Origin of the sequence: Shewanella avicenniae (genome assembly GCF_017354945.1) — a bacterium.
GTDB classification, from domain to species: Bacteria; Pseudomonadota; Gammaproteobacteria; order Enterobacterales; family Shewanellaceae; genus Shewanella; species Shewanella avicenniae.
In genome coordinates, this window is record NZ_CP071503.1 from 3,174,694 (window position 1) to 3,197,676 (window position 22,983).

At 49.3% G+C, this 22,983-nt stretch carries 15 protein-coding genes; 3 read left to right on the top strand and 12 right to left on the bottom strand.

Features of this window, described 5'->3' with window-relative positions; all coding sequences use genetic code 11:
- Positions 1–97: 97 nt before the first annotated feature.
- The 11 genes from JYB87_RS14105 to malQ all read right to left on the bottom strand — a co-directional run bounded on the left by JYB87_RS14105 (position 98) and on the right by malQ (position 20,293).
- On the bottom strand, positions 98–799 hold the full coding sequence (locus tag JYB87_RS14105; RefSeq protein ID WP_207354106.1) for a SapC family protein: 702 nt from the start codon (positions 797–799) through the stop codon (positions 98–100).
- A gap of 234 nt (positions 800–1,033) precedes the next feature.
- The gene (locus JYB87_RS14110) at positions 1,034–2,323 is read right to left on the bottom strand and encodes an NAD(P)/FAD-dependent oxidoreductase (RefSeq protein ID WP_207354107.1); all 1,290 of its coding nucleotides are present in this window, start codon (positions 2,321–2,323) and stop codon (positions 1,034–1,036) included.
- A 125-nt stretch (positions 2,324–2,448) separates the two neighbouring features.
- Positions 2,449–3,726 carry an MATE family efflux transporter gene (locus JYB87_RS14115; protein WP_228730016.1) on the bottom strand — a complete coding sequence of 426 codons (1,278 nt, stop codon included), beginning with the start codon at positions 3,724–3,726 and terminating at the stop codon, positions 2,449–2,451.
- A 101-nt stretch (positions 3,727–3,827) separates the two neighbouring features.
- Positions 3,828–4,889 carry a CobW family GTP-binding protein gene (locus JYB87_RS14120; RefSeq protein ID WP_207354109.1) on the bottom strand — a complete coding sequence of 354 codons (1,062 nt, stop codon included), beginning with the start codon at positions 4,887–4,889 and terminating at the stop codon, positions 3,828–3,830.
- Positions 4,890–5,058: 169 nt separating this feature from the next.
- Entirely contained in the window at positions 5,059–8,109 is a 3,051-nt protein-coding gene (locus tag JYB87_RS14125; protein WP_207356715.1) for an EAL domain-containing protein, read from the bottom strand.
- Positions 8,110–8,182: 73 nt separating this feature from the next.
- Positions 8,183–9,775 (bottom strand): glycogen synthase, encoded by a 1,593-nt coding sequence (locus tag JYB87_RS14130; RefSeq protein ID WP_228729875.1) that lies wholly within the window; start codon positions 9,773–9,775, stop codon positions 8,183–8,185.
- Entirely contained in the window at positions 9,775–11,043 is a 1,269-nt protein-coding gene (gene glgC, locus JYB87_RS14135; RefSeq protein ID WP_207354110.1) for a glucose-1-phosphate adenylyltransferase, read from the bottom strand. The genes JYB87_RS14130 and glgC overlap by 1 nt, the downstream gene beginning before the upstream one ends.
- 37 nt (positions 11,044–11,080) lie before the next feature.
- Positions 11,081–13,597 carry a glycogen/starch/alpha-glucan phosphorylase gene (locus JYB87_RS14140; RefSeq protein WP_207354111.1) on the bottom strand — a complete coding sequence of 839 codons (2,517 nt, stop codon included), beginning with the start codon at positions 13,595–13,597 and terminating at the stop codon, positions 11,081–11,083.
- A complete protein-coding gene (gene glgX / locus JYB87_RS14145; RefSeq protein ID WP_207354112.1) occupies positions 13,594–15,840 on the bottom strand; it encodes a glycogen debranching protein GlgX in 2,247 nt (748 codons plus the stop codon). Before glgX ends, JYB87_RS14140 begins: the two co-directional genes overlap by 4 nt.
- Positions 15,840–18,113 carry a 1,4-alpha-glucan branching protein GlgB gene (glgB, locus tag JYB87_RS14150; RefSeq protein WP_228729876.1) on the bottom strand — a complete coding sequence of 758 codons (2,274 nt, stop codon included), beginning with the start codon at positions 18,111–18,113 and terminating at the stop codon, positions 15,840–15,842. Before glgB ends, glgX begins: the two co-directional genes overlap by 1 nt.
- A gap of 26 nt (positions 18,114–18,139) precedes the next feature.
- Positions 18,140–20,293 carry a 4-alpha-glucanotransferase gene (gene malQ, locus JYB87_RS14155; protein WP_207354113.1) on the bottom strand — a complete coding sequence of 718 codons (2,154 nt, stop codon included), beginning with the start codon at positions 20,291–20,293 and terminating at the stop codon, positions 18,140–18,142.
- Between the two features lie 12 nt (positions 20,294–20,305).
- Here malQ and JYB87_RS18795 point away from each other — a divergent pair, with 12 nt between their 5' ends.
- The gene (locus JYB87_RS18795; RefSeq protein ID WP_267459550.1) at positions 20,306–20,428 is read left to right on the top strand and encodes a hypothetical protein; all 123 of its coding nucleotides are present in this window, start codon (positions 20,306–20,308) and stop codon (positions 20,426–20,428) included.
- 239 nt (positions 20,429–20,667) lie between these two features.
- Here JYB87_RS18795 and JYB87_RS14160 read toward each other — a convergent pair whose 3' ends face one another.
- Complete coding sequence (locus JYB87_RS14160; protein WP_207354114.1) at positions 20,668–21,144, bottom strand: MarR family winged helix-turn-helix transcriptional regulator; 477 nt, start codon at positions 21,142–21,144, stop codon at positions 20,668–20,670.
- A gap of 328 nt (positions 21,145–21,472) precedes the next feature.
- Between JYB87_RS14160 and yiaY the strand changes: the two genes are divergently transcribed.
- The gene (gene yiaY / locus JYB87_RS14165; RefSeq protein ID WP_207354115.1) at positions 21,473–22,621 is read left to right on the top strand and encodes an L-threonine dehydrogenase; all 1,149 of its coding nucleotides are present in this window, start codon (positions 21,473–21,475) and stop codon (positions 22,619–22,621) included.
- 115 nt (positions 22,622–22,736) lie between these two features.
- On the top strand, positions 22,737–22,964 hold the full coding sequence (locus tag JYB87_RS14170; RefSeq protein WP_207354116.1) for a hypothetical protein: 228 nt from the start codon (positions 22,737–22,739) through the stop codon (positions 22,962–22,964).
- Positions 22,965–22,983: the final 19 nt, after the last annotated feature.

Here is a 22,983-nt window from a genome sequence, read left to right on the forward strand (position 1 = left end):
TTCACCATATCCTGCCAAATTATCGGTTGCCACGGTCAATTTTGGACAATAAAAAAGGCGGTGAATCACCGCCCTCTCGTCAACCGTTAACTCACTCTTACAGTGCGTTTTCAGCCAGTACCAAACGTGGAATTTGGTTCAGTGAAGTTAGGTGGCTGTAGATAGGACCTAACAGGCCTTTCTTACGCAGATCCAAAAAGTCTTCGTCGCTCAGCCCAGCCAGTTTACGCTCATCGATCAGGTAGATACCGTTGATGTTGCGTTTTTCGCCTTTGACTTCAACAGTCAGGGTTTGTTGGATCAGCAGTTCTTTTTCAGCAAGGAACTTCAACACAGCGCGAGATTGTTGATCTTGTTCGAAGTGACGCAGTACTTGCTCACGACGCTCTTTCAGCGCAGCAGTTTCTTCGCCGTTTTCAAACAGGGCTACGCCCTCTTCTTTGCTCAGCAGTTCGCTTTCTTCGCGAATACCAAACCATACGCGGTCAGTTTGTTCTGGGTCTAATACTACAGCCAGTGGGTAGTCACGCAGTACGTTTGGAATGTAAGTACCCGTCCATTCGTCATCTTTAACACGCAGGTTTTGTTGTGGCTTTAAGCCCAACATCATAACGGCTTGGAAATCGTTAGATTCAGCGTTTGCTTTAACAAATACAACAGGCACGTCGGTGGCTGCATACATCACTTCATGCAGGCTTACTGGCATCAGATGTTCATTAGCAACATGCGCAAAAGTCGGTTTCTTAAATTTAAGATCGGCATGTTTAGTTGGATCTAACAGTGAAATTGCTTGGGTCATTTAAAGCTCCTTGAGGGCTCTTTTTCTCTAAATTCTAAGTTCCGATTTAACAGGAAGCGCTTTTCCCTTGCCCGTAGTTATACCCTGTTTCATTCACGAATAGAAATACAAAACCATAACAAACTGTGACTCAAACGCCGAGAAATGGGCGATTTTGCCTCGACTGCGGGATTTTTAAGCAAGCAGAAAACAGAAAGGGAAGCGAATGCTTCCCTCAATCGAATATTTGTAGCCTTAATGCAGCTTGAGTTTTGGCCGCTGCCATTTCAATAATCGCTGCGCCAAGCTAAATACGGCAGCTGAGAACCAGCCATATAAGCTGCCTAAGTGGCGTTGATACAGCGACAGATACATCATCCGCGCCACGTAGCCTTCAATAAACAGTGAGCGCGAACGTAAGTTGCCCATCAAGTTACCCACAGCAGAGAAACGGCTGAGTGACACCAAAGATCCATAGTCACGGTATTCAAATGGGTTTTCCGCTTTGCCTTTCATGCGGTTGAGCAAGTTTTGGAACAAGCATTCGGCCATTTGCGATGCAGCTTGCGCCCGTGGCGGTACGGGCTTGCCACTTTCTTGGATCAGCATAGCGCAATCGCCGATGGCGTAAATACATTCATGGCCTTTAACGCGCATGCAGGCATCTACTTCCACTTGATTACGTTTGTTGATTGGCAAAGCAGTAAAACGTTGCAGCGCATCAGGGCCTTTAACCCCAGCAGCCCACACTTTTAAGCCGCAGTTGATCAAAACGTTATCGGGGGTGATAAAGCCTTCTTTAACCACTTCTTTTACCTGCACACCGATATGCAAGCGCACGCCGATATGGTCCAGTACGGTTTGCGCGCGGGCGCTGACTTTATCGGGCAAGGCTGGCAGGATTTTTTGCGCGGCTTCGACCAAGTGGATCTCAAGGTGAGATTTATCGATATTGAGGTAGCCGTATTCTTTGACCGATTCCAGCACATGATGCAGCTCGGCGGCTAACTCGACGCCGGTCGCCCCTGCGCCGACAATACCAATGCTGAGTTTTTCATTGGTTTCATCGAGCAACAGCAGCTCATCGAGCAGTTTTTTATGGAATAGGTTGGCGCTTTCTAAGCTATCAAGGAAGATACAGTGTTGTTCAGCACCTGGGGTATTGAAGCTGTTCGATACGCTACCAATCGCCAGCACGAGGTAGTCATAGCTGACTTCACGCTCGCCGAGTAGCTCTTCGCCTTCATCATTCAATACACGAGAAAGGTAAACGCATTTTTTCTGGGGGTTACAGTCGTTGATCTCGCCGCGCAGAAAACGATAGCCGTTCTTCAAGCCATGGTCGCGATACAGCAGCCCTTCAACAGACTGATCAATCACGCCAACTGCGACTTCATGTAACTTTGGTTTCCAAATATGTACAGGGCTTTTATCAATCAAACAGATTTCAGCTTCACCTGACAAACCGAGTTTTCGGCCAAGTTTTGAAGCAAGTGCTAAACCACCAGCACCACCTCCAACAATCACGATTCGTTTAGCGGTCACAACTCAAATCCCCTCATGAACCTCAATAAATTGTGTTAGTTATATCACATTTATACAGACTAATGAGCTGAGCCTATGACCAGATCACTAAGTTTTGTTTTGTAAAAAATCTAATAAATGGACAGCTAAGTTGCCAGTGTTCGCTGCTGTAATTGATTAAACTTACGCAACATCCACACGGCTAACAGCGTACTACAACAGGATAACGACACCCACACACCGTTTACCCCAAACAGCGCGCCAAGGCTTGCCAGCAACAGCCCAATCAGCAGCAGTTTACTGCCGGTCAGCAAGTTGGCCTCTTTCGGGCGGTTCATTGCTTGAAATAAGGCTGCACCCACTAACACCATCCCTTCCATCGGTAAGCCCCAAAAGTAGAGATACATGCCTTCGACCGCATAGGGCGTAAGTTGCGGGTTATCGCCGGCAAACAGAAACACCAACCACTCGGGCTTACTGTAGATAAAGCCCATGCCCAATATGGCCACCAGCAAGCTCAAGCTCAGCGCCAGCTTTACGGTTTGCCTAACGCGATCATATAAACCTGCGCCTACGTTAAAACTGAGTAGCGGTTGCGTGCCCAAGGCGATGCCTTCAAAGATCAGATAGAACAGCGCTTCGGTATAACTCACCACCCCGTATGCGGCGAGATGAATCGCACTGCCCTGCCATAAAAACGCCAGATTATGCAGCGTTAACACCACCGAAAGATACAGCGTCATCATCATGCTTGGCACGCCAAGGCGCAGCATCTGTTTGCTCCAATGCCAACTTAAGCGCAACTGTTCACGGCCAATGCGCAAGCGGCAGTCTGCCGAAAAAAAGTGGCGCATACACAGCCATGCGGCAACGCCTTGGCAGATCATGGTGGCAATCGCGACCCCAGCAAAATCAAGCGGGATGACCACAATCAGCAGCCAATCCAGCACAATATTGAGTACGCCGCAGCCGATTTGGATCAACGTTACCCGCAGCGGAAACCCATCATTGCGCAGCATGGCGGTGAAGGTCATCGATAGAATGGGAAACACGCTGAGCAGAAAGTACCAGAACAGGTAGGTTTTGGAGTAAGTAAGCACTTCGCCGCTGACGCCAATCAGCCCTAGCACAAACTCTCGGCTAGAAATCCCAATGATGGCCAGCAGCACACCGGCGATAATCGACACCAATATACTGTTGCCAATAATCTGCCGCGCCGCACTAAGATTACCTTTGCCAAGTTGCAACGAGGCTAACGCCGCGCTGCCCATGCCCACCAGCGCGCCAATCGCATAAATCACCGCGCCCACTGGATAGGCCAAAGTGATAGCCGCCAACCCAGTTTCACCGAGAAAATGGCCGATAAACATGCCATCGACGGTGACATAAATGCCGGTGGCCAACATCGACACCACGGTCGGCATGGCATAACGCCAAAACAGCCGCGTGATGGATTGGATTGCCAGCTCATCTTGCAGCGCATCCACTTGCTGTTCTTTCTGTGCCAATGGTTCAGCGCTCAAACTCATGACGAATAAGACTCCAACCAGCGGCACGCCATCAAGCTTTGCTGTAATTGCGCAGCATCCAACGGTTGACGTGAAATAAGCTCAATACGTGACTCCATTGCGTCATCAAGCTCTGATAAATTCAGCTGTTGTTGCAGTTGATTGATGCCGATAACGCCTTCGTCGGTCAGCATCACCGCTTTTAGGCGCTCACAATCTTGCGCCTTCACCCATGCCATTAATGGCGCAAATTCAAAAATCCACGCAGGGCTAAAACGCCAGCCATAACTGTAATGGCCTTCGGCATGCTGCTGTTTGAAAATGATGCCGCTGGCGTCAAAATCATCGCTGGTTTCGTCTGCATCTGAAGCGTTAAACGCCTTACCCAGCCCAAAGCCTGCGTCATTAGCTAAGGCGCGCTGAGCTGGAACCGCCGTTTTCGCTTGCTGCGAGGCTAATAATGCGCGGGGTTGCTGCAAGGCTGCCAGTAAATCACTATCGAGCGGTTGTTGTTGGCTCCACCGAAACAGCGCACTGGGAGCTAACTCAGCAGGCAACATCGCCAAAGCGGCATTAAGATCTAAATTCTCAGACCAAGTATCGGCTTTACTCAGCAACCACAGGTCACTGCTACGTAATTGATTTAAAAAGGTGTCATGCTCTGTGTAGCGCGTATCGAGCAGATTGCGCGGGTCAACGACACAGCAACTGCGCTGCAAGCTAATAAGTTGCTGAAACTGCGAAGATGATAACAGCTTGATGATCTGCTGCGGATGCCCAAGCCCTGTGGGTTCAATGATTAATCGGTCAGGCTTGGCTTTGGCTAGAAGTTGGGTAACCGCCACTTGCAGCGGCACGCCAGCGGCACAGCACAAGCAACCGCCCGGCACTTCGCGGATCACGACCGAATCACTGCCCTGCATCAATGCGGCATCAATGCCAATTTCACCGAACTCGTTGACCAACACCGCCCAGGTTTCATGGGCAGGTTTGGCCTTTAATAGCGCTTGAATAAAGGTAGTTTTACCCGCGCCTAAAAAGCCGGTAATCACATTGGTAGGAATATTGGCAAGAATCATCAGTTTGGTCGCTAGTTGGCTGTGGCAAATTGGCTGTGGCTAATTTGCCGCAGCTATTTGTCTACAGCTGTTTATATAAAAGAAAAAACGACCAAGTGTACCCTGATTTATGTGCGGCCACACAGGCTAACGCTGATTTTTTGGCAGAAGAACGCCATTGCAAACGGAGTCACCCGTGACGGCGTTTATTAGGTGCCAGATAGCGCAGCTCAAACTGTTCACAAGGCAATGGACGGGAATAGAAGTAGCCCTGCGCATAATCACAGCCCATCTGTTGCAGGATCTCGACCTGCGCCTTGGTTTCAACTCCTTCGGCTATCACCTTAATCCCCAATTTATGGGCCATCACGATGATCGCTTCACATAAGGTGACGTTGTTTTCATCCTCTTCCAACTGATTGGTAAAGGAGCGATCGATTTTCAGATAATCGATATCAAACCGCTTCAAATAGGCCAGCGATGAATAGCCAGTACCAAAGTCATCGAGCGACACCTGCACCCCGTTATCGCGATAACGCAGCAGTTTTTCCGAAACGTTATCATTGGCTTCTAGCAGCAAGCCCTCGGTGATTTCGATACACACACAACTGCCAGGCACGCCTTTCTGCTCAAGGTAAGTAAACCATGCATCAAAGCGTTGCCCTTCATCGCGGAACTGAATGGGGGATTTGTTGATGCTAATTTGCACCTCAATATCGTAACGCTCACGCCACGCCACTATTTGGTTTACCGCCTTGCGGAAGATCCAATCGCCAATGTCCATGATCAAGCCGGTATCTTCTGCGATTGGAATAAATTCCCCCGGTGAAATAGCACCACGGGTGGAGTGATGCCAGCGGATTAAGGCTTCCACCTTGACCACTTGTTGGGTATTTAGGTCGGTGATTGGCTGGTAGTACACATCGAAATCACAAGCAGCCACAGCCTCACGCAGATCTTGGATCAGCTTCATTCGATAGTGAGCGTGCTGCTGCATCGAATGAGTGAAATAGTTGAAGCGATTGCGCCCCATCTCTTTGGCGGCATACATTGCCTGATCGGCGTGCTTCAACAACACCTCTTCGCTGGTGCCATCGTCAGGGAACAACGTAATGCCGATACTGGCGCTGATGTAGGCGCTTTCATCGCCCAACTGAAATGGCTCAGCCAACTGTTGCAAAATCAACTGCGCCACCCGCTCGATACCTTTGCTGTCGTTGGCATCCATTAACAGCAGGGTAAATTCATCCCCGCCTAAACGCGCCACAAAGTCAGATTCGCGCACACAGCTGCAAATGCGCCCAGCCGCCTGTTGCAACAAGCGGTCGCCCATATCGTGGCCAAGGGTATCGTTAATCTCTTTGAAGTGGTCTAAATCTAAAAACAACAACGCCAGTTTGGTGCCACGACGATTGGCTTTACGGATTTCGGCACTGATCTGCTCAAGGAACATGCGTCGATTGGGCAAACCGGTAAGCGGATCGTAGTTCGCTTGTTTCCAGATTAATTGCTCACTGGTTTTCTTCTCAGTGATATCAGAGAACAGCACAATCCAGCGCTGATCATTGGCTTTATCGGTCAAGGTATTGATCGACAACCACACCACAATCTCACGGCCATCTTTGCAGGTGAGCCACAACTCGCCTTGCCAGCGTTTTTCACGCGCTAACTCTCGCCGAATATGGCGATAATCTGTGCCCGTATGTTGCTGACTTTGGAGCAGATTGATATTGCGCCCCAAAATATCGCCCTCGCGATAACCGGTAATGGCTGAAAACGCCGGATTAATGGTGATAATTACCCCGCGGCTGTTGGTCACCGTCATCGCTTCAGTGCTGTGCTTATAAACGGATGCGGCCAACAGCAAAGAACTTTCACGCTGCTTTTGTTCGGTAATATCTTCATGCACCCCACAGAGGCTGATGGCGCTACCTTGCTCATTTCGCTCCGTCACTTTACCGGTAACACGCAGCCAACGCGGCTCTCCGTCAGGTCGCCTCAAACGATACTCATGGGTAAAACGCGGTGATTTTCCCGCAAGGTGTAATTCTAACTTCTGAAATAACTCGGTCAGTTCAGCGGGTTCTATCAGGCTAAACAACGCATGACGCCCGCGTTGCTCAACATCTTCCGCGGTGCAACCTATGAGTTCGATGGAGCGCTTATCCAAAAAGAACTTATCGCTGGGCACATCCCAGCGCCAATACCCTAATCCGCTGCTGTTAAGCACTAATTCTAATTGCTCGAAACTCGCAGCAAGCTTTTGCTCAGTCACTTTTGCAGAAGTCACATCGACAAACCCAGTAATCACCAAAGCAACTTTGCCATTTTGATATTTACACGACACCGTGGTTTGGCAGTAGACGGATTCGCCATTCCTTTTTATCAGGCGTTTCTCAAACTCGTAGCTATCAATTTTGCGCGCCAGCAGTTGGTCGCTGAGCGCTTGTTCGCGGTTTATATCTTGTGGGTGAGTAATTTGAATCCAATTCAGCTCAAGCAATTCCGCTTCAGAGTAGCCCAACATGCGGCATAAGCCTGGGTTTACCTTAATCCAATGAAGTTTAGCGTCGGCAATGGCAATGCCTATATTGCCGAGATCAAACTGAGCGCGAAACAGGTAATCATCATGGGATTTTTCCAATTGGTACTGCTGATATTGCAATCTGTTCGCCAGCAAGATCCCCATAATCGCGGTAGCAATTGGGAAGATAGTGAGAGCGGGTAACGCCATGGTAAAGATCACATCAACCGCCACATCAATCGGCAATAACTGATTCGCTAACAACATGGGCAACTGAGTTACGCCGGCAAACACTAGTAATTCTGGAATTTTGATGCTGTGCAGCTCGCCGTATCGATGTTGACGCCACTCGCGCCACGCCAAACCAATCAAAATAGCGGACCAGATAGCCGCAATCCCCGGTGCAACGCCAATACCGCCGAGTGACATGCGAAAAAACGTCGCAATAACGCCAGCAATTACGGTTGGAATGGGGCCGAAAAACAGCCCCGCAAGACTAAGTAGAATGGTGCGACCATCATGAATAATGCCGGGCGAGACACGCCATGGGGTGAGAATAACCGCCATGCACAGAATGCCGATAATAATACCAGCGAGTATCTGCCAAGCGTATTTATAGCGAGAATTGCTATTAAGCGGAATAGCCTCAAAAGCGACAATTAGGACTAATAAAAGCGCAGCATTTTGAACGATAACCAGCACAATATTGGGCGCCATCTGCGACATAGAATCCCTAATAAATTAAGCAACTAAGTCAAAGTTTAGCACAGCGCCCGATTCGCAGAGTTAATCAAGCAAATCCATATAACTCATTCACATACCGCTCGGCGCTGGCTTGCCATTCAAAGCGACAACTGCCGGCGTTCTCAACCATTGACTGCCACGCTTCAGCGCCATAAAGCGCTAAAGCACGATCAAGGGTATCGAGTAATTCTGCGGCTTGCGCCTGCAGATTTTCACCGCCGAACGTAAAACCGTTTTTGCCATCCACGACAGTATCACGCAGCCCGCCCACACTGTGAACTAGGCAAGGTTGTGCCGCTCGCAATGCTAACATCTGGCTGATGCCACAAGGCTCAAATGAGCTGGGCATTAAAAACAGATCGCCACACTGATACAAAGCCGTTGACAGTTCTTCATGGTAGCCGTTGATAAACAGGAAATTATCATGTCTTGCGGCGACTTCGCTGAACTGCCGCGCAATCGCATCATCACCGCTGCCCAATAACCAAAAACGCGCTTTTTCATCCCATTGCTTGAGCCGCTTTAATACCGCATCAAGCACGATGCGGCCTTGCCAAGGCTGCCGCAGCAGTAGCACTTTTTGGTCGGTTAACCGCCCCACGGACGTCATTAAAAAGCCCTTAGGACGACGCTGTTGGAACAAACGGATCTGCGCAATTAACTCAGATGGATGCACGGTTTCACTAAAGCCAAGTTTGTATAACAGCGCTTCGTTGGCCAGTGACACCAGTTTGCGTTTGGTCTTGTCTCGCTGCACTTCAGTAACCCGTTGCTCGGCATATTCACAGCCGTTGAGGATGCCGTAAAGCTTACCTTTGCGCTGAATATATTGCAGATCCAGCTCTAACCCTTCACCACCGAAGAAGCCTTGTTCATGCTGCGATGGTTGCAACACTTCTTCCGCATAGCCCGGTGACACTAGATGCACCGCATCACTCAGGGTGATCGCCGCGCGTAGCGGATTGACGCAATCAGGATAGCGAGGGTCAATCACTGAATTAAGCAGATGATGCTGCAAGCGCAATAGCTCAGGAAACCACGCTTCGAGCGAGGAGATATCACCACGAAGTGGACGGATGCCCTGCATCGCCAAGTTATGAATACTCAACACGACAGGCACATCCTGCAGGGCTTTGTATTCGGTAATATAGTGACGCAACATAGTAAAAAAGCCGCAATGCCAGTCATGCAGATGTAGACGCTGTGGCATTGGAATAAAACCCGCACATAGCGCGGTTGCAACCGCAGTACAGTACAGGGCGAATTTTCCTGCATCGGTGGCAAATGGACGCCCGGGGGCGTCCTGGGTGTAAATCGCATGGCCGGGGGAGACAAACATCTGGTGCGCTAACAGATAAATTAACGCCCCTTGTTGCAGCGGATTGGGCATACGATAGAGCTTCATCAGATAATGGCCGCTATCAAAATGCACCGGAAACTCACACACATATTCCGCCTGCTGCTCTCTGGCGAGAAAACCATAGTCAGGCATGACGATATGGGCGGTGACACCGTTTTTGGCGAGTGCGCCGGGCAAATCCCGAATCACATCCGCCATTCCCCCAACTTTTGCTCCTTTCAAGGCGGCATTTTCTGCCGCCAACATCAACACTTCACGCACATTTGGCGATTGCTGCATTATTCGTATCCCACCGGCAAGCCAAGCATATCTCGAGTGACTAACACGACCCCATCTTTGGAGACCCTGAAGCCTTTAGCTCGGTCATGGTCATGGTTGTAGCCTATCTCCATTCCTTCAGGAATAATGCAACCACGATCGATAATTGCCTTCTTAATTTTACAGTTACGCAGCACAACTACATCGGGCAGAATCACCGAATCTTCTACCAGCGAGTATGAGCAGACACGTACCTCGTTAAACAACACGCAGTGACGTACAGTCGCCCCAGAAATAATACAACCGCTTGAGACCACCGAGTCCACAGCCATACCGCGACGGCCATCATCATCAAACACAAATTTAGCCGGTGGCAGTTGCTCTTGGTAGGTCCAGATTGGCCACTTGGCATCGTACAAGTTCAATGCTGGCGTTGGGTACAGCAGTTCCATATTGGCCAGCCAGAACGAATCCAAGGTGCCCACATCGCGCCAGTATGCCGGTTCATTGGGAAACGCACTGCGGAACGGATAGGCAAATACATTGTGTTTTTCGATAATAGACGGAATGATATCCATACCAAAATCACGTTTTGATTCAGAGTTTTGCGCATCTTTACGCAACTGGTCAAACAGAAATTCAGTATTGAATACATAGTTGCCCATCGACGCTAAACATAATTCGGCGTTATCTGGCAGCGGTTTTGGATGCGCGGGTTTCTCTTGGAAGCCTAAAATGCGATTGCTGTGATCTACTTCCATCACCCCAAACGAATTCGCCGCTTCTTCAATGGGCACTTCCATACAGCAGCAGGTCATATCCGCGCCCGACTCCGCATGAGCCGCCAGCAAACCAGCGTAGTCCATGCGGTACACATGGTCGCCAGACAACACCATCACGTAACGGGGTAATTCGTGACGAATAATATCGATGTTTTGGAATACCGCGTCGGCGGTGCCTTGGTACCAACTATCAGAAAATCGTTGTGACGCTGGCAGAATTTCAACTGACTCGCCCAACTCTTTCTTAAAATGCCCCCAACCACGCATGATATGGCGAATAAGTGAGTGTGACTTATATTGGGTCACGACCCCTACCCGGCGTATACCGGAGTTGATGCAGTTCGACAATGGAAAATCAATAATCCGAAATTTGCCCCCGAAATACAGCGCAGGCTTTGCCCGCCAATCGGTTAATTCATGCAAGCGGCTCCCACGGCCCCCAGCAAGAATCAAGGCGTACGTATCTCGAGTAAGATTACTGATATAACGCGGACTAGAATTTGGCATATAGCTCCGTCTCCCCAAACCTAAATTAATGGATAGCCTAGTTAGCTTTCCAGATATGATCCCTATAACCTGCAATGGTGAAGTCGCTCGAGAAGCGACCACTCGCTGCAGTGTTTCTTATACTCATGGCTGTCCAGCGTTGGCGGTCTTGATAGAGATTAGCTGCATCAAGTTGCGCTAAGCGGAAAGCTTCAAAATCGGCAGCCAACATCCAAGGATCGGTCGGTGATTCAATTGCCATCACCAATGGTTCAAAAATACCGGGTTCTTGTAAGCTAAAGTGGCCACTCTTTATTAATGTCATTACCCCGTTCAGCGCCTCTGAAGCGGCAATGTATTCCCATGGTCGATAATGGCGGCGTAACTCTTCTACCTGTTTTGCATTAAGACCAAACAGGAAGAAATTCTCTTCGCCGACTTGCTCTAACATCTCAATATTGGCGCCATCGAGGGTGCCTATCGTCATCGCGCCATTCATCATAAATTTCATATTGCCGGTGCCGGACGCTTCTTTACCGGCAGTAGAAATCTGTTCCGACAGATCAGTGCCCGGACAGATCACTTCCATCGCCGATACGTTGTAATCCGGCAAAAATGCAAACCGCAGCCAAGGATTGACCTTAGGATCGCAATTGATCATATGCGCCACATTGTTGGCTAACTTAATGATTAACTTGGCGATGGCGTAACCTGGTGCGGCTTTCCCCCCAATCAACACACATCGTGGCTGCATACCTTGAGTATCGCCATTGATAATGCGTTGATACAAATGGATAACATGCAAAATATTCAGCAACTGACGCTTGTATTCGTGGATCCGTTTTACCTGCACGTCAAACATCATTGAGGTGTCGAAATTCACATAACAACGTTCCGCCACCAGTTTGGCCAACGCCGCTTTGTTTTCCTGTTTCACCTTGTACCAAGCATCGCCAAAGGTTTTGTTGTCAGCAAATTTGTTGAGCCCTTCCAGTTTAGACAAATCCGTGACCCAGCTATCGCCGAGTTTGCTGCTGATCAGTGACGCGAGTTTCGGGTTACAGTGAGCCAGCCAACGTCTTGGCGTCACGCCATTGGTGCGGTTGTTGAATTTTTCTGGCCACAACTCATAAAAATCGCGGAATAAGCCACTCATCAGCAACTCAGTGTGCAATGCCGCCACACCATTCACCGAATAGGACGCCACAATTGCCAAATAGGCCATGCGAACATGCGGCACTGGTCCCTCTTCAATAATCGACATATTACGCAGCTTGTCGATATTGCCTGGCCAACGATGGGCCACTTGATCTAAATAGCGCGCGTTAATCTCAAAGATGATCTCCATGATCCGCGGCAACATATGCTGGAACATGCGTACTGGCCAGCGCTCCAACGCTTCTGGCAGTAACGTATGGTTGGTGTAGGCCATACTTTGGGTCACAATGGCCCACGCCGGATCCCAATCCATTTCATACACATCCACCAGCAGGCGCATTAACTCAGGGACAGCAATCGCGGGGTGCGTATCGTTCAGTTGAATCGCATTCAGTTTGGCAAATTCGCTGAAATCCATGCCATGCTGCGCTACCCAGTTGCGCAACAAGTCCTGCAAGCTGGCCGATGACAAGAAATACTGTTGCCGCAGGCGCAGCTCTTTGCCGTTTTCACTGCTGTCATTGGGATAGAGCACCATGGTGATCTGTTCCGCCAAGTTTTTAGCGGCCACCGCTTCGGTGTAATCCCCTTGGTTAAACTCGGCCAAATCAAACTCGTTGGTGGCTTCGGCTTTCCACAATCTCAAGGTGTTAACCCGGCCATTGCGATACCCCGGCACCGGCATATCGTAGGCCACGGCAGCCACATCTTGAGTATCGCTCCACAACATGTGACGGCGGCCAGTGGCATCCACATAGCTGTGGGTGTGACCAAAAAATTTCACTGTGACATTGTGCTGCGGCACTCGCACTTCCCACGGATTACCATCACGCAACCAACGGTCAGGCTGTTCAATCTGATAGCCATCAACAATCTTTTGCACAAACATGCCGTATTCGTAACGAATGCCATAGCCAGTGACTGACAGATCCAGCGTGGCGCAGCTATCCAGAAAACACGCTGCTAAGCGGCCTAAACCACCATTCCCTAAACCAGCATCGTGCTCTTGTTGCTCCAAGGCTTCGAGCGATACCGCATACTCATTTAATACTTGGCGACATTCATCGGTCAGATCCATGTTCAATAGCGCGTTGCCCATGGCACGCCCCATCAAGAACTCCAGCGACAGATACGCCACATGTTTCTTGCCTTGCTGATTGTCCTTTTTACGAGTTTCGCGCCAGTCATCCAGCAATTGCTCTTTAACTGCAATAGCAAGAGCATGGAACATGCTGGCTTCGGACTGCTCATCTCGGGTTAAGTCGTAACGTAATTGCCGTTCAAACGCGACTTTCAACGAATCGCACGGTTCGCATCCTGCTGTGGGTTTAGGAGCGGCAGATTTCGTGGTCGCGGCTTTTGCAGTAGTGCGCGTAGTCGACCTTTTGCTTGGCGTTTTCTTTGACTCTTCAGTCATGCGTTACTCCTTTTTCCATATTCCTGTTCACCCGGCATTACGGCGCCCAGTAGCTTTAATGATCTTGGTTCGATCAGCAGCGATTTACCCGCAGCATAACGTCCCTCGGGATGTTGCGGCTCGCCAGTTGTTGAACTGGTACAGAGCAAAGGTTGCCAGCGACAGCCGACTATCACCTCTGGTACCACGAATTCGTATTCCTCTTCGCCGGCATGCAGCATCAGCAGTAACATTTCCACATTGCCGTCTTCATCGGTCATCTTTTGTAGCAACTGCAAGCTGCGACATTGCCCCTCAGCCCAATGCTTCCAAGTCATGGCTTCACCGTGGCGGTCGTACCAAGCGAGAACTTCGCTATCAGCAGGTTCAGATGAGTGAATGAAATCGCGCGTGTGAAAGATGCTTGATTGGCGACGCAGCGCAATCACCCGCTGACAGAACTGCCGCATCTCATCGGCAGCGACATCCTCGCTCCAATCAAGCCAGCCTATTGGGCTATCCTGACAATAAGCGTTATTGTTGCCGCGCTGGGAGTTGGCTTGTTCATCGCCCGCCAACAGCATAGGCACGCCTTGGGAAAGCAAAAGTGTGGCCATAATATTGCGCTGTTGGCGCTGACGTAGCGCGATGATCGCAACGTCGTCAGTTGGCCCTTCAGTACCATAGTTAGCGCTGAAGTTTTCATGATGGCCATCGCGATTTTCTTCACCATTATCAAGGTTATGGCGCTGCACATAACTGACCAAATCGGCCAGCGTAAAGCCATCGTGACTGGTGATAAAGTTCACTGAACTACAAGGACCACGACCAGAATGTTCAAACAGATCACCCGAGCCGTGTAGACGCCGCGCCAGCTCTGGCAACATGCCATGATCGCCACGCCAGAATCGTCTCACAGTGTCGCGGTAACGGTCGTTCCATTCAGAAAATGGCAGAGGAAATTGCCCTAACTGATAACCGCCAGGACCGATATCCCACGGCTCCGCAATCATCATTGCGCCACTAAGAACGGGGTCTTGAAGCAGCGCATCAAAGAAGCCCGCACCGGTCGAAAAGCCGTTCGGCTCACGTCCTAAACAACTGGCGAGGTCAAAGCGGAAACCGTCAACGCCCATCACTGAAACCCAGTAACGCAGCGAATCCATCACCATCTGCAATACTCGAGGATGGCTGATATCAAGACAGTTACCGCAACCGGTGTCGTTGATGTAAAAGCGTTTATCGTTGGGGTGTAAACGGTAATAACTGAGGTTATCTATACCGCGAAAACTATAAATTGGCCCAAGGCGATTGCCTTCAGCGGTGTGGTTATAAACCACATCCAAAATGACCCGAATCCCAGCCTGATGGAAATTGGCCACCATCTGCTTGAACTCAGCAATACCATCATCGGTGGCGCAATAACTGCGCTCAGGACAGAAGAAGTTGATGCTGTTGTAACCCCAGTAGTTATTCATTCCTTTGTCATTTAAAAATGGCTCAGAAAAAAAACTATGAACGGGTAGCAGTTCTACGCAGGTCACGCCAAGTGATTGAATATATTCAATCACTTCTGGGCTGCCTAACCCTGCGTAAGTGCCTTTTAGCGCCGCATCCAACTTGGGGAATTGCTGGGTGAAGCCCTTCACGTGCAGCTCATAAATCACTTCAGAGACCAATGGCCGCGACGGCAAACGCTCGCCCCCAAAAGGCGTATCTTCCATCACCACGGAACGCGGCATTGCCCAGGCGTTATCAACACTGTTGAGTAAGGTGTCATCGCCGATGTCACCATCAGCGGCAACTCGCGGGCGATTAGCACTATCGCGCTCGATTTCGGGCAGCTCGAGTTGACGTTCCACATCAAGCGGCTTGCCTGTGTCATCAATGCGGGCATAGCCCAGCATCCAAGGCCCAGGTTGTAAGGCGCCATCTAACCAACGAGTGTAGGGATCTAACAGTAGTTTGTTAGCGTTAAATCGATGGCCGAGGTGCGGTTGATAAGGCCCTTTGACGCGATAGCCATAGCGTAAACCGACATCTGCGCCCTCAAGAAAACCGCACCAGATCTGCTGCCGGTGTTCAGGCAGGGTAAAGCGCACGGTTTCTTGCCAGTGACCGCTGGAGTCCTGCACAAAACAGCACAATTCAACCTCAGTGGCATGCGCTGAAAACAGCGCAAAGTTTACCCCTTGCACCTTGCCGTCAGCATCGCGCACCACCGAGCTGCCAAGGGGATAAGGTTGCCCCTTACGCATCAACATTATTCACTCTCCAACGTGAAATAGACGGTTGATAACGGTGGCAGTGTAATTACCGCTGAATGAGACATGCCCTGCCAAGGTTGCTCTTCACTGTGAATAACCCCGCCGTTGCCCACATTTGAGCCGCCATAATAGGCACTATCACTGTTGAGAGATTCGCGATATTGGCCCCAATGCGGCAAGCCGACACGATAGCCTTCACGCACAGTTGGGGTGAAATTACTCACCACCACAACGGCTTTGCCTTTGCCATCAAAACGGCAGAATGCTAGCACACTGCTGGCAGCGTCGGTGCAGTCCAACCATGCAAAGCCACTGCCGTCCATGTCTTGCAACCACAGTGCAGGCTGCTCAACATAGAGTTTATTTAGATCTGCAACCCACTGTTTTAATTGGCTATGAGGCGCATATTGCAGCAGATGCCAGTCAAGACTGAAGTCATGTTGCCATTCACGGCGTTGACCAAACTCATCACCCATAAAAATCAGTTTTTTACCGGGATGGGCCCACATAAAGCCGTAATATGCACGCAAAGTCGCGAATTTTTGCCAATCATCACCGGGGATCTTTTCGATCAGTGCGCGTTTGCCATGCACCACTTCGTCATGGCTTAACGACAAAATGAATTGCTCGGTGTAGGCATACACCATAGAAAAGGTCATCTCATGGTGGTGATAACTGCGGTGCACCGGATCACGACCGAGATAACACAGAGTGTCATGCATCCAGCCCATGTTCCATTTAAAACCAAAGCCTAAACCGCCACCACTGACATCACGGCTAACGCCACCCCATGCGGTGGACTCTTCAGCAATCATCATGATGCCAGGATAACTGGCATACAGACGGGTATTGAGATCTTTTAAGAAATCAATCGCTTCGATATTTTCGCGACCGCCAAATTGATTTGGTGTCCATTCTCCGGCTTTGCGACTGTAGTCCAAATAGAGCATGGAAGAGACCGCATCTAAGCGTAAACCATCGATATGGAACTCCTGCAGCCAATAGCAGGCATTACTGAGCAAAAAGGTTTGTACCTCTTTGCGGCCGTAGTTATAAATCAAGGTATCCCAATCAGGGTGACTGCCACGACGTGGGTCTTGGTGTTCATACAAACAAGTGCCATCAAAATTGCCTAATCCGTGCGGATCTTTCGGAAAGTGCGCGGGCACCCAATCCAAAATCACCCCTATCCCCGCTTGGTGGAATTCATCGATCATCATTTTGAGACCAGCAGCATCACCGAAGCGGTAAGTAGGCGCGTACATGCCCACAGGCTGATAACCCCACGAGCCATCAAATGGATATTCACTGAGTGGCATAAACTCGACATGAGTAAAGCCCATCTCTTTGACATATGGGATTAAATGGCTAACAGCATCTTGGTAGTTGATGTATTCACGGCCATCGGCGCCCTTACGGCGCCATGAGCCTAGATGCACTTCGTAAATACTGACGGGTGCTTGATGCCAAACAGTTTTGGCGCGCTTTTTCATCCATTGGCTATCACGCCATTTCCAAGATTCGTGCACTGGCACGATTGACGCGTTGTGTGGAGGTGGCTCCATCGCCCGTGCGAATGGGTCAGCCTTTTCATGCCAGCCGCCAACGGTTTGAATGGCAAATTTGTAGTGTTCCAATCCCTGCAGCTCTGGAATAAAAATATCCCAGATCCCTGATGCAGGGTGCTTACGCATACTGTGCCGTCGTTTATCCCAATAGTTAAAATCGGCAATTAAGGATACTGATTGCGCGTTGGGCGCCCACACACAAAACAGCACACCATTTACATCCTCAACTTGGTGCCAGTTAGCCCCGAGGAACTGCCAAGCTTGCTGTTGACGCCCTTCATTAAACAGATAGACATCATCATCATTCAATTGAGAGCCATAAGCGTAGGGATCGCGCAGTGTATGTTCAGCCGCGGGATAAGTCACTTGCAACAGATAGGGGAATGGCTTCACCCGCCGGCCCATCTTGCCGACGAACAGCGGCTCAGCCCCTGATACGGGATCTAAGCTGGCGACCTTTTTACCTGTTTTTTCGTCTAAAACATCAACTTTTAGGGCACCGGGCAACACTGCCCGCACCACTAACGCTTTCTTTTCCGCATCAACAAGGTGCATCCCCAACCAACTAAAGGGATCGCCATGACTGCCATTGGCAAGTGCCCGGGCACAACCATATTCCGGACAGATATTGTCTGGAGCATTGCTTGTCGATGTTGCTGAAACTACGTTCTCTGAGACTGTTTCTGACATCTCCTGCTTCATCTCCTGATCCTCCTGTCAAAACTTGATTAATTCTGTGTGCGCCGCGCGGACCTAATTTCAGCCAACACGCGGTTAAGCAATTCATTCTGAGATAGCGCTGTCACCGATTGCGAGTAGCGGCGACGCCAATTGGGATACTCGGTACTGGTCCCAGGAATATTGATGGCATCTTCTTCGGCTAATAGATCGGCTAATGACACGCTGTAGAGCTGCGATTGGCCAGCGGCAACCGCCCCAGCCCATCGGGGTAATAAATGGGTAAAATGTGTATCGCTAACATCGCATTGCGCGATTTCAGCTAACCAACGTAAAACGCCCTGACGCTGGGTTTCTCGTCGCTGTTGCAACTGCGCCAACTCGCCCTCTTTGAGTAATCCAAGCTGGTCACGCATGGTTAAATCTTTGCCCGTCCACCATGCCGCCATCGTCGGTACATCATGGTTAGCTAACATCATCAACGAATGATATTTGTAGTCGTTGGGGTGCTTGTATCCGGCATACTGAGAAAAATGATAATCATCAGTACAGAAATAGAACAGCTCGTTGGAGTAAATCCCCGCTGCAACCATAGGTTGCTTAATTTCAGGCGGCACAATCCCTAAATCTTCACCGATCACCATGCAGTGCGCACGATGACTTTCTAGCCGTAAGATGGCCATCATGGCGTCAAACGGATAGTAGATATAACTGCCACCCGGCTGTGGCGCGCCTGCAGCCGCTATTGGCCACCACCAGATGCGAAATAACCCCATAAAATGGTCAATCCGTAACGCACCACAGTGACACATATTGCTGCGCAGTAAATCGATAAAGTGCTCAAAATTATGCTGTTTTAGCCCTACAGGATCTAACGGCGTCAGTCCCCAGTTTTGCCCTTGTGGCGCAAACGGGTCTGGCGGTGCACCAATACTGGCTTGCGTACAAAACTGCTCTCCGGCTTGAGCAACTTCAACGCCACCTCCCACAGCACCGACAGCCATATCGCGCACTAATCCGATCTTCATGCCACGCTGCAAGGCTAACTGCTGACACGCCGCCAGCTGCTCCTCTGCCACAAACTGCAGGTAGAGATAAAACTCGCTATTTTTCAGCCATGGTGCAACCGCTTGTGCTGCCTGCTGCTCGGCATATTTCAGCAATGCATCGCCGTGCTCTGCCACAAACTCATTAAAGGCGATTCGCCGTTGCGCTGCTTTATCGTAGCCACAAAACACCTTATAAATTGCTTTTAATTCAGCCGCTTTGACCTTAGCGGCAGCGGTGTAATCAATCCACTCAGTGCCACTGTCCGTTTTGGGCATACGTTTAGGTAGGTGCTGCCGCCAGGCATCGGTTTTCCCCTCTTCGGTCATAGCGAGCGAGATATATAAAGGGTTGATGCGACGTCGGTCATAAGGGCTATAGGGGCTGGCTTCTTCGGGACTATGTAGCGGTAACGCATGCAATGGATTAAGCAGCAAAAAATCCGCGCCCTGCTCAGCAAAAAGCGTCACAGTGTCGGCCAATACCGAAAAATCGGCTATCGCCGTGGGGATGTTGCCAGACATAGCAGGCTGCCACAGCGAAAACAGTTGCAGGCTAATCCCCCATGGTCTGCACGAAGGTGCAATGGCAGTTAAATCTGCGCCATACACCTGCTCAGGAGCAATCACGAGTAGCCCTTCGGCGTGGCTTTCAGACGTATCGGCATATGCCAAGCTGAGTCGATGGTAACCTGCGTTTGGGCAAGTTAATCCAGCATCGGCAAACAAATCAGCCAGCGGATATTGGCGCGAAACATAGTATTGATTATCGGTAAAATAATCGCCGCAGACAGCAGCAGCTTGAACATTAAATTGCAGCGTTACAGCACCATTGTGCTCATCATTAAACTGTAACAGCAGCTCACCGACATAGTCAGCTGGCACTTGAAAAGTAAGCAGCGGTTGTTGCGCGGAGGTCCATTGAAAAGCGCGTAATAAGCTACGCCAAGGCGCGGCATCAAGTTCATCAATACGCGCATCTACCCAAGTTGCAAATCCATCTTCTGCCGCGGATTGTTCATATTGCGCCAGTTGTTTGCCACACATAGTCCGCAGCAAATTCACACGATCTTCCAATGGAATTTCATGATAAATACCGTCGCAATCTACAAAGCTATTTCCGACACCTTGCAGATAAAGCAACTTGTCTAGATCCATCCGTAGTTCTCCATGACCGCTTCTAAGGGCAAATATTCAGCAGGTTACATGCCAGAAGCAAACGCTAACCCCAGCAAAGAGTTAGCTGATATCAATCCCGTTTTGTACTCATTAAAAATCAGTCAATTACAATAGTACTGCACCATAATCTCACTAGACTATGACGTAAATATTGAAAAAAATAGAGAAGATAATGAATCAAAAACGTGCACTAGTTCACCAAACAAGTGCAAATTTTGAATGATATCTGCCAATATCTGCTTAAAAATTCATCTTAAACATATATTGGCGCATTTTGCAGCAGATTCCTATCTGCCGCCGGAATAGCAATTCGTGAAAATAGCGCGAAATGGACAAGAAAGTACCAAATGGGATCACTCATCTTCAGAAATGTGCCCCACCACTAGTACCGGGGCGGCATCAAGCTCTTGAGCATCCATCATGGTGGCAATACGTTCTACCGCAGCTAATAATTGACTTTGTTCCCAATCTTCAAGCGATTGATAACGTTCAATAAAGTATTCTTGTAACGGCGCAGGTGCGGTATCTAATAATGCGCGACCAGTGTCACTTAACAATAAATGCACTTTGCGTTTATCGGTTGTGGAGCGTTCGCGAATGACAAACCCTTTACTTTCAAGACGGTCAATAATCGACGTTACCGTGGCAGGACTCAGATTGATATCAGCGGCAATCTGCTTAACCAAAGGATTACCCAATGCAGCAATGCGCTGCATCACCATCAATTGCGGACCAGTTAATCCAGAATGTTTACTTAACTGACGACTATGTAAATCGATCGCGCGAATGACTTTTCGCAACGAGATCAGCAGCAGTTGATGTTTTTCCATTAGCTCAATAACTCACCAGCAGTTGTGGTTATCCACGAGGATGACCAGAGCATATCAAAATCCGCTTTGTGCCACAGAAAAACAGCCGAGATTTTTCGCGTTTCAGCAAAAAGACACAGCCAAAACAAAACAGTTAGCCTAATCCTTAACCATAGCATTTGTCAGCTGTCACATAATTTTTTGAAACGTGATCTTAATCTTGATCAATGTTTCTTAACAAAAGGAATATTAGCTATTTAAATTAATTTACTTTAGAAAATGCTTCTGTTAAACCAGTTGCCGCAAAAGGAGATGTAACTCACATATATGCCAGTAGGGGGTTTTAAACATGGCAACAAAATTCTTTATCCCATCAGTCAATATTCTCGGCCAAGGCTCTGTTGATGAAGCCGTTAATGACATCAAATCTCTTGGTTTTAAACATGCACTGATCGTGACCGACAAGCCGCTGGTTGAGTTTGGTATTGTAGGGAAAGTGGCTGACAAATTGGCAAGCGTTGGTCTGTCAGCAACGGTTTATGATGGCGTCCATCCAAACCCAACCGTTTCTAACGTAGAAGCGGGATTGAAGCTGTTAAAAGAAAACAACTGTGACTGTGTTATCTCAATTGGTGGTGGTTCACCACACGATTGTGCCAAAGGTATTGCATTGGTTGCCGCTAACGGTGGCACCATCGGTGACTATGAAGGAGTTGACCAATCAGCCAAGCCACAACTGCCGCTGATCTCCATCAACACCACCGCAGGTACAGCCAGTGAGATGACCCGTTTCTGCATCATCACTGATGAAACCCGTCATATCAAAATGGCGATTGTTGATAAGCACGTTACCCCGTTGCTGTCAGTCAATGACCCAGAATTGATGCTGAAAAAGCCAAAAGGCCTGACAGCAGCAACCGGTATGGACGCACTGACACACGCCGTTGAAGCTTATGTTTCAACCGCAGCGACCCCAATTACTGATGCTTGCGCCATCAAAGCGATTGAACTGATCCGCGACAATCTGCGCAATGCCGTTGCTGACGGTAGCAATATCCAAGCCCGTGAGCAGATGGCCTATGCACAATTCTTGGCGGGTATGGCATTTAACAACGCCAGCTTAGGTTATGTGCACGCAATGGCACACCAATTGGGCGGCTTCTACGATCTGCCACACGGTGTTTGTAACGCACTGTTGCTGCCTTTTGTGCAAGAGTACAACGCACAAATTGCTGCACCACGCTTGAAAGACGTAGCGAAGGCATTGGGTGTCGACGTATCAACATTGAGCGATGCCGAAGGCGCACAAGCCGCGATCGACACCATCAAACAACTGGCGAAAGACATCAATATTCCGGCCAACCTGACATCTATCGGCGTTAAAGCGGAAGATATTCCAGTGCTGGCGACTAACGCACTGAAAGATGCCTGTGGATTTACCAATCCAAAACAAGCAACTCACGAAGAGATCTGCCAAATCTTCCAAAACGCAATGTAATTGAGATTGCGTGATTGACTGAGGCTCGCCAAGTGCGAGCCTTTTTATTGGTTTGATGCCAGCTAAACTAACCCCGTATAATCGGCTTTATCAGCACAACGAGGTCGATACCCAGATGAACGCACCGAATTTTACTGAATTCAACCAACGCAACAGCCTGTCCTTTAAGCAACAGCAACGCATGATTAAAGCCCTGCTCGCAGGAAAAACCATCCTCTGCGAACATTGTAGGCAATCTCTGACCGCCAAAATGCCCAGTGCCAAAGGTGATATCAACGGCACCATTCGCTGCACCAAAGGCTGCACTAACATCGAGCTGGAAGCCGATATCGCTATAAAATAGCCTGAATAGTTACGAGGAC